The 18327-nt window shown below is 36.1% G+C and carries 12 protein-coding genes and 1 pseudogene; 7 read left to right on the top strand and 6 right to left on the bottom strand.

From position 1 onward, the window contains the following. Nucleotides 1-83: 83 nt before the first annotated feature. Both ACKC4Y_RS02775 and ACKC4Y_RS02770 read right to left on the bottom strand, forming a co-directional pair. Nucleotides 84-401, bottom strand: coding sequence for a type II toxin-antitoxin system HicB family antitoxin (locus ACKC4Y_RS02775; RefSeq protein WP_006590330.1), 318 nt, complete (start codon nt 399-401; stop codon nt 84-86). Between the two features lie 814 nt (nt 402-1215). Then, nucleotides 1216-1371, bottom strand: a complete 156-nt coding sequence (locus ACKC4Y_RS02770) for a hypothetical protein (protein ID WP_409361877.1) — start codon at nt 1369-1371, stop codon at nt 1216-1218. A 34-nt stretch (nt 1372-1405) separates the two neighbouring features. On the opposite strand from ACKC4Y_RS02770, the pseudogene ACKC4Y_RS02765 reads away from it, so the two are divergent. The 5 genes and pseudogenes from ACKC4Y_RS02765 (at nt 1406) to parE (ending at nt 8328) form a co-directional block, all read left to right on the top strand. Further along, a pseudogene (locus tag ACKC4Y_RS02765) lies at nt 1406-2612 on the top strand (MFS transporter). A gap of 1198 nt (nt 2613-3810) precedes the next feature. Further along, the gene (locus tag ACKC4Y_RS02760; protein WP_409361876.1) at nt 3811-4455 is read left to right on the top strand and encodes a LemA family protein; all 645 of its coding nucleotides are present in this window, start codon (nt 3811-3813) and stop codon (nt 4453-4455) included. Beyond that, nucleotides 4455-5306, top strand: coding sequence for a TPM domain-containing protein (locus ACKC4Y_RS02755; RefSeq protein WP_409361875.1), 852 nt, complete (start codon nt 4455-4457; stop codon nt 5304-5306). Before ACKC4Y_RS02760 ends, ACKC4Y_RS02755 begins: the two co-directional genes overlap by 1 nt. A gap of 145 nt (nt 5307-5451) precedes the next feature. Then, nucleotides 5452-6189 carry a lipoyl(octanoyl) transferase LipB gene (gene lipB / locus ACKC4Y_RS02750; protein ID WP_409361874.1) on the top strand — a complete coding sequence of 246 codons (738 nt, stop codon included), beginning with the start codon at nt 5452-5454 and terminating at the stop codon, nt 6187-6189. An 81-nt stretch (nt 6190-6270) separates the two neighbouring features. Beyond that, on the top strand, nt 6271-8328 hold the full coding sequence (gene parE / locus ACKC4Y_RS02745) for a DNA topoisomerase IV subunit B (RefSeq protein WP_409361873.1): 2058 nt from the start codon (nt 6271-6273) through the stop codon (nt 8326-8328). 19 nt (nt 8329-8347) lie between these two features. On the opposite strand, the gene recJ is transcribed toward parE, so the two are convergent. Then, nucleotides 8348-10132, bottom strand: coding sequence for a single-stranded-DNA-specific exonuclease RecJ (recJ, locus tag ACKC4Y_RS02740; RefSeq protein WP_409361872.1), 1785 nt, complete (start codon nt 10130-10132; stop codon nt 8348-8350). Nucleotides 10133-10426: 294 nt separating this feature from the next. On the opposite strand from recJ, the gene rplM reads away from it, so the two are divergent. Further along, on the top strand, nt 10427-10891 hold the full coding sequence (rplM, locus tag ACKC4Y_RS02735) for a 50S ribosomal protein L13 (RefSeq protein ID WP_409361871.1): 465 nt from the start codon (nt 10427-10429) through the stop codon (nt 10889-10891). Between the two features lie 2 nt (nt 10892-10893). Next, the gene (gene rpsI, locus ACKC4Y_RS02730) at nt 10894-11379 is read left to right on the top strand and encodes a 30S ribosomal protein S9 (RefSeq protein ID WP_409361870.1); all 486 of its coding nucleotides are present in this window, start codon (nt 10894-10896) and stop codon (nt 11377-11379) included. Nucleotides 11380-11690: 311 nt separating this feature from the next. Here the strand turns inward: rpsI and ACKC4Y_RS02725 are convergent, their stop codons facing one another. The 3 genes from ACKC4Y_RS02725 to ACKC4Y_RS02715 all read right to left on the bottom strand — a co-directional run bounded on the left by ACKC4Y_RS02725 (nt 11691) and on the right by ACKC4Y_RS02715 (nt 17489). Next, nucleotides 11691-12056 (bottom strand): response regulator, encoded by a 366-nt coding sequence (locus ACKC4Y_RS02725; protein ID WP_409361869.1) that lies wholly within the window; start codon nt 12054-12056, stop codon nt 11691-11693. Between the two features lie 1547 nt (nt 12057-13603). Next, nucleotides 13604-13876, bottom strand: coding sequence for a hypothetical protein (locus ACKC4Y_RS02720; protein ID WP_409361868.1), 273 nt, complete (start codon nt 13874-13876; stop codon nt 13604-13606). Between the two features lie 826 nt (nt 13877-14702). Beyond that, nucleotides 14703-17489 (bottom strand): autotransporter family protein, encoded by a 2787-nt coding sequence (locus ACKC4Y_RS02715; RefSeq protein WP_409361867.1) that lies wholly within the window; start codon nt 17487-17489, stop codon nt 14703-14705. Nucleotides 17490-18327: the final 838 nt, after the last annotated feature.

Raw genomic sequence — 18327 nt, 5'->3', positions numbered from 1 at the left:
TCTTAAAGGACGCGGCTTTTATTATGTAAATTCTAAGCAACATAAATAAGGGGCGGAGGGTATCTTCTGGTCGTATAGACTTTTCAAAGCTTAGAAGAAATGTATCTATTCAAGCTTACACCATTTTCGGCAGCTTGTATTGCAAGTTTTCTATGGAGTTCTGGTGGGATTCTTAATTGAAACTTACCACTATATTTACCATGCGACAAAGGCACAGGAACTTCTTCTCCGTTATGTTGCATGTCCTCAACAACTTCTGAAACAAGATCCATAATGCCTTTTAAAGCCTTCTCTGCTTGAGATGCTAACCATGAAAGGGATGGGAATTCTGCACACAATCCGACATATTCCTGATCTTCTTGCGACCACAAAACACGATATGTATAATGATTGCTGTTCATGTTTCATCCTTTCTATCGCTTGCAATACTTGTTTGACTTGGTAGGCTTTTGCCTTATTGCCAGAATCTTTTTGAATATTCACACGCGGGTCACCAAGCCACGGGGTTTTAAACACAAAGTGACTTGTACCACTGTTCCGTGGTTCTCCAAAAAAATGTACACACACAGCCAACAAATCTGAAAACTTAATGTTCCTTGGTGATGCTTGCATCAAGCTGATTATTTTTTCAACTTTATTGTTCATAACCAATAATAGTATCACTATTAATCCTAGTCAATCATTTTATAAACCTTCCTAGTTAATCATTTTAAATCTATTGAATAGAGGCTTTTATGCATACAAGAAAAACTATCAGAAAAAGTTTTGTTGCGTTAAACAAAAAAAGAAAGCCGTGTCTTAAAGGACGCGGCTTTTTTGCTATAAAGCAGCCGTGAACTAACGCATTGTCATAAACTTTAGATTGATTGAAAACTTCGGCATTACCAAAAACCTTGGCTTGACCGTAGACACGTGCTTTGCTGTAAACCTTAGCATCCCCATAAATGCGAAAATTGCCGTAAACTTCTGCTTTGCCTTTTACTGAAGCATTCTCATAAATTTGCGCCTCACCATAAAAACGGGTATCACTACCATAAACCTCGGCTTTACCGTAAATCTGTGCCTGATCATAAACATACGCACAATTAGAAACTTCTGCACAACCGTATACTTGTGCATGTCCAAAAACACGTGCCCCACCAGAAACGAGCGCATCACCAAAAACCTTTGCATCTCCATAAACATAACCATTACCACTGGGGCTATCCGAACCAGCTACCCAACAATCACTTCATGCGATAAGTTGCCCTCATGCTCTATAAAACCGCCTAGGTCGCCTTTCTTGGCGTTTCCCAAATCTCTTAATGCGCGTATACGTTGAAGTGACACTATACGATGTAAAAATTCAGCGGGTTGTCCAAACCTAACCACCTCTCCTATGAATTAATATTTCTTTTCTACAGCCATCATCATCTCCTTAAGAGAACAATCTCCATTCGAGAATAAAACTTTTCTCTATTTTACGTTAAGCAGCTTATTTGCTACATTTGGAAATGAGCTAAATTATATTGCGTTGTCATGGCTCGCCTACAATCAAACAAGTTCAATTCGTGGTGTAGCGCTTCTAATGTTTTTTCTCTGGATGCCTAGCATTATTTTTGCGCCTGTTTTTGGCGTCTTAGCGGATAAATACAATCGTAAAATGCAAATTATTATTTCAAATCTTGTTAGAGGTTTGGTACTCGTGGCTTGGGTAATACTTTGGCAAATTGGGCATAGAAATTGAACTGATGGTCTTATCTACCCTCTTGGGTATTTTTATCTCTTTTTATATGCCATCCACTGTTCCTTTAATCCAAAGTATCGTTCCCAAAAAACAGCTCATCAATGCAAATTCAACAATCGATATGGTCTATGAATTTGGTACTATCGTAGGTATGGGGTTTAGTGGATTTATACTTGCCTCTGCAGGGACAAAAGGAACACTTCTAATAGGCGGCATATTCTTTATTATTGCTGGTTTGTTTAACCTTGCCATGAAAATACCTAAAAACCAAAGATCTAAAAATCAAAATCAGCAAAACTGGTGGAAAAATTATACAGCGTCACTTCGTTATTTTAAGCAGAATCCGGATCTTTTTATGCCTTATATAAGCCAAATGATTATTATGATTCTTTTAATGACTATTCCTGTTATTTTGGTTCCTTATACACAAGAAGTCTTGAACGCAGATAGCTGGACTTTTGCAATGTTTGAAGCGCTTTATTCAGCTGGTGTATTTATTGGTGCGCTTCTTTCACCACTTTTTTGTAAAGTTTTATCCATAAGAAAAACATTAGCACTTTTATTCGCTTTTATGGCTATCGGTCTTATCATTCTGTCTGTCAATACACACACCCTCCTTGCTTTTCCCGTTTATTTCATGATTGGATTTGGACTTTCGAGCTGGGCTCTTTCAATTTCTTTATCACAACTCTCTTGTGAGCCTGAATATCAGGGAAGATTGCAGGCAAGTTTTAATGGTATTTCTGGATGTTTTATCCTTGGAATCTATCTATTTATGGCAAGAGACACTAACGGCATTTCACCTCAGTTTATATATTTTCTTCAAAGTATCATTGCAGTTGCTGGAATATTCATCGTCCTATTTTACAAAAATGAAAAGCAATAAATGCATGTAAAGGTTATAAACATACGCCATTCTACAAATATTTATAGGGTTTCACGTTTAATATTTTACTTTTAAAACGCAGATTAGCAAATGCCAAGATTGAAAATTTCAGAGAATAGGAGCATAAACTTACTTGGATTATAAAAGTTTTTAGTAAATAACGATAAAGCGTTATTTAAACCAAGCTACTTAGTATGCAATTTATAGAATATATTGATTTTATTAATTATGTTTTTCATTCCCTTTGCTCTTCGATTTTTTTTAAGTTATAGCTTATCATCACATTTTGTATAATGTGTCACTAGTTTGTATACCAATTTATTTTTTGTTTGCAGGAGAACAACAAAAAGTATAGCTTCCTCTCATTCTAAAATAGCAGTATCTAAGAGTTTTTCTCGGCACGTGGACAGTTCCACACAAACACTTCTGCTCTTAATTATTCATTTTTCATCCGATGCTTCCAATATAATTTCTGTCGTATGTGTTAGTTGATTGACCATAGCCATGGAAAACCACAGAGGTTTTCTGTTGTTCATTGATTTTCTCACCCCCCTTTTGCAATTAGCTATAATTTTTGATCTATCATTAAAAATCGTTGATCTATAAAAATCTCTTTCAATCCATGTAATCTAACTGAACTTATGAGATAGTAAAACATAACTTATTATGGCCAATGGATTGAAATAAAAGGAATCATGAGATAAATTTTCTCTTACCACCATGCTCATCAACAGAGCTTTACTCTTTTTGTGATGCGCGTTCATTAAATAAAAATTTTAAGCATATATTGCTTTTTTAAAGGAAAGTACTTACTGTTCATTTTTAATAAATAACTGTTTTTATTTACTTTTTAATGATAAAATCTTTTTATCTCAAAAGTTATCCAAAACTTTCTCTCCTGTTGTTATCTTATGACAAACAGATAACCTCTGAATCAAAAAGCGAAAAGAGGGAAAACTTTTATAATAATAATTGAAATTAATACTAAACAATATAAGTTTTTATTTATAAATTGATATCAATAGAGTCATTATTATTTTAATATTAACTAATCGCCTTAAACACAATAAATGCGATAAAAACGCATATCATATAGAGATAAATTTCTTCATAAAATTTCTTTTTATAAAATAAGAAATACTTTTTATCGAAAAGGTACATCCTATATAACAGATGAAATAGCTATGGAGATATCTTTATGTTAAATGTACAAAATGCTTCAATTATATTTATTTATCCTATGATTAAAATATTAAGACGATTCTCAATCGCTATTTTCTTGGCATGTTTAATACCGTCTTTAAGTGGTTGTGGATTTAATACAATACCAACAAATGAAGAAAAAGCACACGCTGCATGGAGTGAAGTGTTGAACCAATATCAACGCCGAGCGGATCTCATTCCTAATCTTGTAGAAACTGTCAAAGCCTACGCATCACATGAACAGGCTGTTTTTACCAACGTCATTGAAGCACGTGCAAAAGCAACGCAAGTGAACATTAATGCCGATATGTTAAATAACCCAGAAATAATGCAACAGTATCTCAACAATCAAGCAAATTTATCAAGTGCACTTTCACGTCTTATGGCCGTTGTTGAGAACTATCCTGATCTTAAAGCAAACCAGAATTTTCTTGCTCTTCAATCACAATTAGAAGGAACTGAAAACCGTATCTCTGTTGCACGCCGTGATTATATTGAATCAGTCCGTATATACAATACAACACTAAAAACAATGCCAACAATGATTTGGGCAAAGCTATGGTTTCGTGATGCTAAGCCTATGCCTACTTTTACTATCGATACCGATAGTCAACAAACACCGAAGGTGAATTTTAATTAATGAAATCATTTCGATACTCTTTGCAACGTATTGTATTTCCACACTTATGGGCTTTTATCTTCTCTCTGTATTTAGTTGCTGCATTGGGGAGTATCGCTTGTTCGCAAACAACATTTCCTCCTTTAACAGGTTATGTTAACGATGTGGTTCATTTGCTTGATAATGCAACAAAGGAAGACTTAACAAAAAAACTGGCTGCACTCGAAGAAAAAACAGGAGATCAAATTGTTCTTGTAACTCTCCCTACCCTTTCAGGAAGTGATATAGAAACCTACAGTAATTCTCTTTTTCGCACATGGGGATTAGGTCAAAAAAAGATCAATAATGGTGTATTAGTGGTTATTGTACCAAACGAACGCATAGTACGTATTGAGGTAGGATATGGTTTGGAAGGAGAGTTAACAGACGCTCTTTCCTCTGTCATCATTAATAACTTCATTGTTCCCAATTTTCGCGAAGGAAATTATCAAAAAGGAATTGTTGAAGCAGTTGATGCAATTATAAAAGTTATTACAGAAAGCGATTCTGATTTTACTTTTCGAATCAAAGAGAAGGCTAAAATCGTTGAAGAACAACGTAAACAAGCTGAAAAAGAAGAAATGGTAATCAGTGCAATTATGTTTTTAGTCTTTTTTATAATTTTTGGTCTCCCCATTCTTGCAATGATTTTTGGTAAAAAAGTAGGTCCACAAAAGTATCTCTGGATGGGTATCATCTTCACACCTTGGTTTCTTAACTTAAGTGCCGGTGGCAGATATTCTGGTGGAAGATTCGGTGGCCCCCGAGGTGGTGGGGGATTTAGGGGTGGTGGGGGATCATCAGGTGGTGGCGGTGCAACAGGAAGATGGTAAAAGAAGTATAGATTTTTAGGCCTAGCGGATTTTCTTAAGATAAAATTTATGAACGTATTATCTTATAATAAAGAATTTCATACCTTACTCTACAAGCACTTTTATTAATTATAATACAAACTCGAACGCCAATGTAAATCTTGCCATGACATTTGAATTGAAACATACTGATCGGAATCACTTACAACATCACTTTAAAACAATCGCTGGCAATCCACCTGTTGAATGGAAAATAAGTGATAGCTTGGTCGAATATCCTGAAGCACTGTGTTATATGGAAAAGCGCGTAGAAAATATTCTTGCAAAAACCGCGCGTGAACAAGTATGGCTTCTTGAGCATCCTTCCCTTTATACAGCTGGTACAAGTGCGAAAAAAAAAGATCTTTTAGCACCTCAATTATTCCCTGTTTATGAAGCGGGCCGTGGCGGTGAGTTTACATATCATGGTCCAGGACAGCGTATTGCTTATATTATGCTTGATCTTAAACGCCGAAAACAAGACATTCGTGCTTTTATTGGTGCATTAGAAGAATGGATCATACAGACGCTTGCAAAATTTAATATTAAAGGTGAACGTCGCGAAGATCGCGTTGGTGTTTGGGTTAAACGATCCCATTACCCATCAACACAAAGTGCCTTCCCTTGCGAAGATAAAATCGCGGCTATCGGCATTCGTGTACGCAAATGGGTAAGCTTTCATGGCGTTTCTATCAACGTTGATCCAAATTTAGCGCATTATTCAGGAATTGTGCCCTGTGGAATCACAAATCACGGTGTAACCAGCTTTCTTGATCTAGGTTTTCCTGTAACAATGCACGATATTGATATTGCTTTAAAACAAGCCTTTGAACAAATTTTTGGTCCAACAATTGATGTTTCCTAAGTGCATTGATTTTTAAATAAAAAACAGGCATAAAACTATCTTAGTATAAAAGTTTATCAATGAGGTAGATAGTTACACGCCATGAGCGATAACAACAAGGATCTTTTTAGTATTTTAAATCATGCTCCGTCTCGGATAAATACAAAAGAGAAAAATCAGCAAATTCCAGTGAACACAGAAGCGATGACTTCGAAAAAGGATATACAAGAAGATAACTATAACGCCCACTCTATTCGGGTTCTTGAAGGCTTAGAGCCTGTACGTTTACGTCCTGGAATGTATATCGGTGGAACAGATAGTAAAGCACTCCATCATTTATTTGCTGAAATTATTGATAATGCGATGGATGAAGCCGTCGCTGGTTATGCAGACTTAATTGATGTATCCTTAGATAGAAACGGTTATTTAACGGTGACAGATAACGGGCGCGGAATACCTATCGAAAATCATCCTCAAATGCCTGAAAAATCTACTCTTGAAGTCATCATGACACAACTCCATTCAGGTGGGAAATTTGATGGTAAAGCTTATCAAACTGCTGGTGGGCTTCATGGAGTAGGAATTTCTGTCGTCAATGCTCTTTCTGACGATATGGAAGTTGAAGTGGCACGAGAACGCAAACTTTACCGACAACGCTTTTCGCGCGGTATTCCTCAATCTGGATTAGAAGATTTGGGTGATGTTTATAATCGTCGTGGCACACGCGTTCGTTTTCATCCTGATAGTGAAATTTTTGGTGAAAAAGCAGCTTTTGAACCAGAAAAGATCTATAAGATGGCACGCTCTAAAGCCTATCTCTTTGGCGGCGTAAAAATACGCTGGAACTGCGATCCTGTCATACTTGAAGGCACAAAAAATATTCCCGAAAAAGCTATTTTCCACTTTCCAGATGGACTTAAAGATTATTTACTCTCGTCTTTGGAAAATGAATATCGGGTTACGTCAGAAATTTTTTCTGGTAAAACAAAACAGTATAATGGTCATGGCTCTGTTGAATGGGCTGTCGCTTGGCATGGTGGTGATGCTTATGTACAGTCTTACTGCAATACTATTCCTACTGGAGAAGGTGGAACACACGAAATAGGACTACGGCAAGCTCTCTTGCGTGGTTTGAAATCCTACGCTGAATTAATAGGAAACAAGCGCGCTGCTATCATTACCTCCGATGATGTTATGATTTCAACCGCTGCGATACTTTCAATTTTTATAAAGAATCCTGAATTTGTTGGACAAACAAAAGATCGATTAGCATCAATCGAAGCACAGCGTATCGTTGAGAATGCAATACGTGATCCTTTTGATCATTGGCTGACAACTTCTCCACAAGAATCAACAAAACTTCTTGATTGGGTTATTGAACGTGCTGAAGAGCGCGTTAAACGGCGCCAAGACAGAGAAATAAGTCGAAAAACTGCTGTGCGTAAATTACGTCTACCCGGCAAACTCGCAGATTGTAGCCAAAACTCTGCCGCTGGTGCTGAATTGTTCATTGTTGAAGGTGACTCTGCCGGTGGTTCTGCTAAACAAGCACGGAATAGAGCAAACCAAGCAATTTTACCTCTTCGTGGAAAAATCTTAAATGTGGCCAGTGCTGCACACGAGAAAATGAATTCAAGCCAAACAATTAGTGATCTAATACTTGCCCTTGGATGTGGAACGCGCTCTAAGTATCGCGAAAAAGATCTCAGATATGAACGTATTATCATTATGACGGATGCGGATGTTGATGGTGCTCATATTGCCTCACTTCTCATTACCTTCTTCTTTCAAGAGATGCCTGATCTTATTCGTCAGGGACATTTATACCTTGCCGTGCCCCCCCTTTACCGAATCTCACAAGGAGGAAAAGTCGCTTATGCACGTGATGATACCCATAAAGACGAATTGCTAAAGAGTGAATTTACTGGAAAAGCTAAAATCGAAATTGGGCGTTTCAAAGGGCTTGGAGAGATGCGCGCTGAACAGCTTAAAGAAACCACTATGCATCCTCAAAAGCGTACACTGTTACGCATTTCTATTGACGCTGTAGAAATGCAAGAAACGAAACATATAGTAGAAAGTCTCATGGGGACAAAGCCAGAAGCACGGTTTCGATTCATACAAGAAAACTCTACTTTTGCTTCTAATCTAGATATATGATTTTAAAAAAATATTCCTCTCAAACCACTGCTGCTGCATCAATGACGCGCAGTTGTGGATTGATAGTTCCATTCCAGTAATTCAAACTAAGATTCCCAGCCAAATGGATCATTTCACCAATGTTTTCAGAAAGGAAATAACCAAGCGATGTTCCCACCGCACGGAACGCTATTCCTTGTAGTTTTTTTCCTTCCATACTAGAGATAACAAGACGAAGGTGTCCTTTCCCCACCTCACTCAAATTTATTAACCGATGAGAGGGAAGGACAAAGACAGGCGTTGTATTCCCTGAACCAAATGGTCCTGCTTTTTCTATCATATCAAAAAGCGCTTTATTGGCTCCAGAAGCAGAAAGGCAACCATCTATACTAAGAGACCTTTTAGCATGCAACTCAGAAACCCTTAAAGAAACTTTTTCTTCCAGCCACTCTCGAAAATTGTCAATTTTTGTCGATTGGATTGTGATTCCAGCTGCCATACTATGCCCCCCCCCTTTTTCTAATAAATTTAATGCAACAGCTTCACGAACAAGTTCTCCTAAATCTATACCGCTCATTGAGCGCCCAGATCCTACCGCGCTTCCATCTTCTTTCAAAGCAATTGCAAAAACAGGACAAAAAAAACGCTCTTTTAAGCGAGATGCAAGAATACCAATGATTCCCGGATGCCATTCTTGATGAGCAATGACAAGTGACAACGGTGTTTCTCGCTCTTGGTAGAAAGAATCAATATAAGATTCTGCTTGTGCTAATTGAATACCCTCCATTTCTTGGCGTTCTTGATTAAGCTGATCCAATTGTTCTGCTATTTTGTTAGCTTCATCTTTATCATCACAGCAGAGCAAACGTGCTCCCAAAGCCTGATCTCCAATACGGCCTCCTGCATTAATTCTAGGACCTAACAAAAAACCTAAATGAAAACTATTAAGCGGCTCACCTATACGCGCAACTTTAGTTAAAGCTGCTATCCCGAGATTATGCATAGAACGAGCAACTTGAAGCCCTTTAACTACAAAAGCGCGATTAACACCTTGTAACGGAACAACATCACATATGGTCGCCAATGCAACAAGATCAAGCATACTTAAAAGGTCAGGAAGCTTCCCTGGAAAGTTTTTCTTCCGCAACAAATGATGAACCCATGCTAATGTAACAAAGACAACACCAGCAGCACATAGATGCCCCTGTCCAGAAAAATCATCAGGGCGATTGGGGTTGACAAGAGCAACAGCTTCCTGATGAACCTCTGACATTTGATGATGATCTAAAACTATAACATCAGCACCTACAAGCCTTGCTGCTTTTATTGCATCTGGACTGTTTGCGCCACAATCAACGGTGATAATCAAATGGGCACCTTCTTGCACGAGCATTCTCATTGCTTGTTCATTTGGACCATATCCTTCAACAATACGATCAGGAATATAAATTTTTATTTCCATATCAAAATAACGGAAAAAGCGCGCTACGAGTGCCGATGAACAAGCACCATCAACGTCATAATCACCAAAAACGGCAACCTTTTCTTGATTCAAAATAGCTTTAACAATGCGCTCTGCTGCGCATTGCATATCCGTAAAGCTTTTTGGATCAGGCATTAAATCACGCAACGTTGGATTGATAAAAGCAACAGCTTCAGATTCATCCACATTTCTTGCCGAGAGAACGCGCGCTAACGCATCTGGAAAACCAAATTTTTGAGAAATAGCGCGCGCATTATTTATTCCTCGAATATCAAGGGCATCTAACCAAGCCTGACCGCAAGCAGAAGATTCAACATTGAGAAAATAACGGGGATGCTGCATCATCGCTCGTTTTACAATGAAAGCGAATAAAATACAATCAACAGTTAGAAATAAAGTGCTCTTTCGGAATATCCGTTCTAGCTTAAAATGTGCATAAATAACACAAAAATGTAGTATTATAATACCTCAACTATAAGGCTCTGTTTTATAAGTTTTTATTTTCTCTTGACGTACATCAAAAGACATTATATCAGAGCAAATAACATGCGTTAAATATCGCTATGGTAACAATTTTCAACGCAAAGCAACAAAAAATGCCCTTACTATGAAAGGGTTTTAATAAAGGATACTTCTATGGCAACTTTTTCACAAAAGCCAACTGAAGTGGTGAAAAAATGGGTTATTATTGACGCAGAGAACCTCGTTTTAGGTCGTCTTGCCACATTCGTTGCTAACCGCTTACGGGGCAAACATAAAGCTACATTTACTCCACATGTTGATGATGGTGACAATGTTATTGTGATCAATGCAGATAAGATAGCTCTTACCGGAAAAAAATATACAGATAAAAAATATTATTGGCATACCGGATATATTGGTGGGATCAAAGAACGCACAGCACGCCAAATTCTTGAAGGACGTTTTCCTGAACGCGTTGTTGAAAAAGCCGTGGAGCGCATGATTCCTCGTGGACCACTTGGTCGTCGCCAATTGAAAAATTTACGTGTTTATGCTGGAAGCCAACACCCGCATGCGGCACAACAGCCCGAAGCTCTTGACGTTGGTGCTTTAAACCGCAAAAACAAAAGGATTGCTTGATTATGGCTGAAATTAATTCTCTTTCTGAGCTTGGTGCAGTAACAAATATTGTAGAAGCCAATGAAAATATCGCTCCTGTTCATGTGCAAAAGCTTGATTCACGAGGACGTGCCTATGCAACAGGGAAACGTAAAGATGCTGTTGCTCGCGTATGGATCAAATCAGGCTCTGGGAAAATCATCATTAACAATAAGGAATTCGACAAATATTTTGCGCGTCCTGTTCTTCGAATGATTCTTCGGCAGCCAATCGTTGCAACCAATAGGGATAGCCAATTCGATATTGTTGCAACCGTTGCCGGCGGTGGTCTTTCTGGACAAGCCGGTGCGGTGCGCCATGGTATTTCCAAAGCTTTAACCTATTACGAGCCAGAACTTCGTACGATCTTGAAAAAGGGAGGCTTTCTTACCCGTGATAGTCGTGTTGTTGAACGTAAAAAATATGGTAAAGCAAAGGCGCGTCGTTCTTTCCAATTCTCAAAGCGCTAATTTCAACTTTTTGTGCAATACATCTAGCCCCGTTTTGGCGGGGCTTTATGCTTGTTAAAGCAGTTTTTTAAAGAAAACATGGTAGCCTGCCCTTCTCTATCGTGAGAAAAATTTAAGGAAATAAAACGATCATTTTTTCCTGATAGATAAGAGCTAAAAAAAAGTTGATCGGAAATGATTGGAAAGCTTGAACCAGCATTTATGATCTGTACTTCAGTAGTTCAGATCTACCTACGCGCTCGTTTACAAAAATATTCGTAATACAACTTCAATTCCCTCATTCACTTTTTCTACCATTCTTTAGCATAGCTTCAATCCAAAAAATGCTTTACCATTGTGATAAAATGAGGGACGGAAATAGGCTTTGACATGTATTCTTCACATCCACTTGCACGAATTCTTTCTTCATCCCCTTTCATAGCAAAAGCTGTTACCGCAACAATGGGGATAGATCTAAGTTCCTCATCTTCTTTTAATTGTTTAATAACGTCTATCCCTGATACCTCAGGTAACTGGATATCCACAAGGATAAGAGAGGGCATTGATGAACGAGCTAATTCTAATGCCATAAGACCATTACGGGTTTCGACGGTTTCATAGCCACTCGCCTCTACAAGATCACGAAATAATTTCATATTCAGTTCGTTATCTTCCACGATCATGACTTTTTTTGACATTAATATAACTCCACCCTTTTGAGATAAAATAGACAAATAAAAATTTATACACATTCCCTCTAGCTTAAGATAAAATGATAAAAAAAATTGTAAACCACAAAGAAATGAAATAACGCCTGATAAAACCATTTTTTTGCAAATATTTGTATTGCTAAACGTGGCGCTTCTTCAGTTCATAAGAAGAGAGTTTTTATAACTCTAAGTCTTTATCGTCACATATTTTTTTGATTGGCATAAAAAGTTTTTGAATATCGAAATCACAGCTTATACCCTTTTCATCGTAGAAAAGATATCAATCACGAAAATTAGCTCAAATGCGTATTTTCAATAGGAAAAAATAATTCTGTAACTTTGATATGCATAGATGGTTTAGTCAGTAAGAAATCAGTGTTTTGTATATTAATTCAAAGCATTTTCTGCTGTAATATTTCGTTATCTCAAATGCTTTTGTTATACATCAATACAGTTATTGGATAACAAATCAGAAAAAGGTTACCTATGGATTTTAAACGAAATTTGGGGATGAAATTTACATGTGCTTAATGATTGTAAAATACAAAAGCGTTAGCATTAATGGAAGATCTCATTATAAATTCTCAACATCTTTTCAGAACTCATTTTTCTTCCGTTATAATTTTCTAAAAAATCTCTTGTAAGAAGATATGAACTGCATACAAAAAATTAGTCTTTTTAATCTCTATATCATCAATTGCATTATTTTTTATCACCGATAAGAAATAACATCCGTATAGTTCATACTTTGTTTATTAAAAAGGAGGATGTGAAACTTCATTTTGCTCTTTATCCCGTTAGCCAAAATTTGAAAAATAAGCTTATTAATATTTAAAAATAAGAGAAATCAATTTTATACAATATAATAATATCAATTATAATAAATAATAAAATATAAGAATAATTAATGTAATAAAAGACGTTATTGACATAGTTATAAAAATAATTTTACTAGTGATAACAGCTTTTTCTTAGTCTATTTTTTACTGTAACCTTTGGTTTCATATTACAAAAAAAATTGAAAATATAACAGTAATTACAATTAGGATTGAATGCAACAACTATACAATAAAATTAATAAATTCCATCCACATCAACAATGCCCACCATAACAATTAAAAACTAAAATATACATATATTTCAATAACATTCACCAATAGCACCAACTTGCCTGACATGAAGATTTCATTATCCACTGTGTAGAGTTAAAAAAATAGAAATATTGTTTACGTTTATAAAAAAATATATATTTAATTATTTATTAAATAATAAAGTCAAAAATATATTATAAAATACACAATAATTATAATTGATACTAATTTTATAGACTACCATCAATTAGTAAAAGTTAATTTATAAAAATATATAAATATAATTAAATTACACATAAATATTTCAAATTAAAATAGAATATTATATATTAATATATTTTGAATTAAAGATATTTAATAAAAATGTGTAGAGACATTTATTGATAATATGTCTACCATAACATTACTATAACTTTAGAGATATATTGCTAAATATTTCATAAATTATTCTAGACAAAGATAAGCATGACGCGCAACTCCTACAGCTGCTCCCAATAAACCGCCGTTGAAAGCGCCACCCGTAGTACCTATTGTTACACCATTTGAAGCAGACGAGAAGATCAACGGTGCAGCTAAACCATTTGTTGCGACTGTCGCACCTAATCCTACGACTGCTCCCACCGCTCCTCCTCTTACTGATCCAACAGACGCTCCTAACGCTGCTCCTAATTGTCCTGTTGATTTTATCCCCCCAATAACCCGAAGGACTACAATCACGTGATGAGCTTGAACTACCTATTTTGTTCTCCTCTTAAATTATAAAAAACGTATTATTATGATACGTTTTAAATCTGCTATCATACGATTTAGAAAAAAGTCAAACACAATTTTAAAATATTAGAAATAAAAATACGAATAAATCTATAAATGCATTATGTATATATAATTTTATACTTTAATTAAATAATAATATTTATAATACTTTTAAAAAGTTTAATCATCGTTTTCTATTAACAAAAGCATAAAATAAAATGTATTATTCACCGGAAAAGTTGATATTCTTCTCTTGATTAACAAAAAATATAAAGAAATATACTCATACCGTCATTAAAATCAGTTTTTTTGCTCTTGTCTTGTGCGTACGCACTGGTTGATCCTTTTATTGCTCAGATGATTATCTGATCTCATTTCACCATAATAACACATTGATTTATAAAGATAATAATTGTTTTACATGTTGAATGAGAGTCCCGAATATAGTAAGATCTCTTATTTCAGCCCCTCTTATAATGAATCAAAAAACATTCGTTTGCCTATCACAAGCGGGATCGGTGTGTGGATAAAAAAACGTTTAAGAAAGGAGTAAAATGCCTCTAATAAATCGTCTCAATGCATAGACATTCACAACATTTCATCGCGCAGAAAGCCTCTATACTATCTGTTAGCCCCAATGTTACTGCATTTTAGTGAGCACAATTCTTAGCAAGATGTCAGGCACTTTAAGAGTTTATTCTAGTACATTTTGTGCATCTTATACTTAACCATTCTACGGTAGAATAAAAATAATATAAGCTATAATCTTACTTATAGCTTTTCAAAGCGATTAAAAGCGATAATGCAATCCACCAGAAAAACGAATTCCAGAAAAACCTGCCTTGCTAAGCTTATGCTGGTAGATTAAATCACTGTAAAGTGTAATCTTTGAAGACAGTTTTGAATGGATGCCAAATCCAGTTTCTAAAGAAGAACCAAAGGATCCTAACTGAAAAGCATCTTTAAAATGCACAAATTGTTTTTCTCTAAAACCATGTGCAAAATGAAGCTTTCCATAAAAAGAGATGATGCGATTCTCTTTAGAGACTGCTAGCGTCTTGGTTAAACGCCCACCAACACGCATGAGCAATTGATTCAATTTTCCCATCTCAATATCAAAACCATCAATATCATGAGCCTTATGAAATTGAAGATGTTGATAAATAAGCTGAACCTGCGGGTCAAAAACAAGACTTTTATCCCCTATCGTAAATCCTTTTCCAGCAGATAAAGAAATGTTCAAAGGATTTGCTTTTAACGTTGCTGTTTTTCCCCATGCACGGGTAAAAATATCACCTTTGAATAAACCATAAGACAAAAAAGCATCCACATAAAAACCTGCATCATGCATCATGCTACCATACGCCGTAACTGACCACTTATTAAATGTGCTTTTTTGACTTTGTTCAACATCCAAAGGATTCAAAGAAATTTTTCCGTAAGTTCCCGTAAGCCCAAAGGATGTAATACCGTGTGCGCTCTCTATTGTTTTGAGCAAAACGCCTGTCTCTACAGCGTGATAGTCGAACTTGCCTGCGTATCCATATTCAAATACGGAAAGATCTGAAATATAACGATAACTTCCGCCATACCCCTGAACAAAAAAAGCAAGCGGTTCATTGTTTTTGAGCAGTCTACTGGAAACAGATCGCATAGTTCTCAACTGTTCGTTTTGATTTCTGATATCCACCAATCCAGCATGAAATAAAACATTGGGTAAAAGAAGATAGGTTGGAACTTGGGGTACAACATCCCTCACCTTTGATTCAGAATCAGGTGCAACAGATGCAATAGATGCAACGGAAGAAGACTGAACGTATTTACTCTCAAGGCGGAAATCCCAAAAATCTCCGTCGCCTTTAACTAATCTTTGAGCAGCCTGTGCATTCCCCAAAGAAGAATCTGGACCATACGCGTGGAGATAATATTGGTAAGGCAAACCTTCCAACGCGATATAAGCACTACTCAACTGAAAAGAATCTTCAGCTGCTTTTCCAGAGACTTGAATAATTGAAATACTTTGTGCATCTTCGCTGCCTGCACTCTCTCTCTGAGAGCCTGCAACAAATTGCACATAGACTGTCGTTTTTCCAGAAACATCACCATGAATCAAAAGTCGATCAGTCTTTTGATTATTGAGCGAACCATCAGGATTGAGATAGGTATTGAGATAAAGACGTGCATTACCCTGCGCACTATAAGCTTCTTCCCCTCCTTTTCCAATATGAAGTGTCTGATACTCCTGAAATATTGGAGGTTCGAAGGCTATAATGCTATCAGAAAGTTTTACAAACGAAATTGACGAAATTACACCGTTCAAGACTTGCTGATTTATGTCTTTGCTTTTTGTTAAAATCCATTTTGATCCTTCCGTCAAATAAAGTTCAGCTATAGAATCATCAGCAACACGGGTGCCTCCTATAAGTGAAGAAGAAGCAGCCAAAACGGCCATAGAAGACCCGTTCTCAGCTGTTAATAATAAATCACCGGAAATCGTTGTATCTGCTGTTAATGCAATATAACCACTACTCTTATTACTATGAATAACCGTACCATCTGGTACCTCAAAAGTCGTCTTTTTCAAAAAGACTATTCCTTTTTCATATTCATGATTTCCTTCATTTTTATCAAAGTGCATACCATACTTGTTACCTGTCAACGCAATTGTTGAATCTTCAATATTAACCCGCGAAATTAAAATATTCTCTTCTTGGTTGACGGTTGATTGTGCGTTAGGATCTAATCCGACCCGTAAAACACCAACATCGGCAGCAATAATCTTGGTGTCCTTTAAAGAAAGTAAACCATGCGGATTTACATTTAAGACTGTATGGGAAACATCACCTTCTTTATTTTGGTTTTCTTTATCCACCGTTCTTTGGCTTTTTGAAGTAATGGTAACACCATCTAAAATTGTACTCCCCCTTGTCCCCACATAAAGAGCCGTCGCATTCGTTACATCAATAGATCCTCCCGTCATCTGAATACGCGCATCAATACCACTAAAAAGGGCGGCCTCTTGGCCAATGCCCTGACCTTCTATCTTAATTTTGGTATTCGTTAAAAGAACAGATGTTTCTTGCTTCTCTGCATAAACACCTACCTGAAAAGCCTTGATCGATCCACGATTGAGCTCAATTGTTCCCTTATCAGCCCTAAAACCTGTTGATACATTGTTAAAAGTTGAATCGCTTAAAACAACTTCCCCGCCTTGCAATGCAATTACACCATGAGTACCTTCCATATCCTCCGTACTTTCAACGTGTACACGCATTGCCTGGATAACTGTATTTGGCGCCTCTGCGACTATGACAGCAGATGATATAAGAGAATCTTTACCTCCATTCTTTTCTCCAGAAAGCGCAACCTTTTTTCCAAAAGGCATAACGATTCTGTACGCTTTATCACTTATTATATGTTTCGCACCATCCCTGCATCTATAAGGTAATTGTCTTTCATCGCATGAAACTGATACGGATGAAGAAGAACGTGCTTCAACATCTATATTTGGTAAAAAAGAAAAAATAGCTGCTGCAAAAACGTACGAACACAAGCGATTTTTAGACACTCTAATCATTATCCCTCTTCAAACTTTTTTTAAAAAAACAAAAAATGTAGGCACAAAACTACGATTTTAAATCCAATAAGTAAAAACAAACTAATAATTTCTATTGCTTATCTGCTCTATAAAATATGAGCATAACTCGTTATGTATTTTATGTAAAGCGAGAATAAAAAATCACAATTTACGCTTGCGTCCTTTAAAATTGCCCAAAAACCGTTACGGTAATGCAAAATACCAAAAAACAGTCTCAATATATTGAGAACGAAAAGCGCTCTGGAGCGCAAGTTTTGAAAAGAATTGAATATAAAAAAATTAACTCATTTTTTAGAAAATGATAAAAACATAGAAGTTGTATTAAAAAAATATACACAAATTGTTTTTATCAAAAGATACAAAAAGATGGGATTTGTATGAAATAAGATAACATAAATCTCTTTGACAACAAAGAAAGTCTAGAGCAATGCTCACCAATATACATCTGCCGATGTACCCAATTTCGATATCAAAGCGATCAATAGCTAAATAAAAAATTGAATATGCAAAAAGAACCTTTGGATCAAAGCAAAGCTCCTTTAGTGCCCATGCTTCATAAATAGTTAATGTATCAATTTCGAAAATGTTCTTTAACGACGCTGCAGCCTTTACCTCGTACAAAGATGAAAGCATTATCCCTAAATAGACTATAAGATAAGAGAGTATTTACGCAAAATGGCTTGCGTAATACTGTTGATCTCCAGATAATAACCTAAGATACAGTGATAGGGGGTGCCATTCTGAAATTAAGAGTAATCAAAGTCAATTATTCATCAAAGCCAATTCTACTGACAACAAACCATTGTGGGTTAGCAAA

Source organism: Bartonella heixiaziensis (assembly GCF_046245125.2).
Classification (GTDB): Bacteria; Pseudomonadota; Alphaproteobacteria; order Rhizobiales; family Rhizobiaceae; genus Bartonella; species Bartonella heixiaziensis.
The sequence above is the reverse complement of the archived record's forward strand: the minus strand, read 5'-3'. Positions and strand labels throughout refer to the sequence as shown.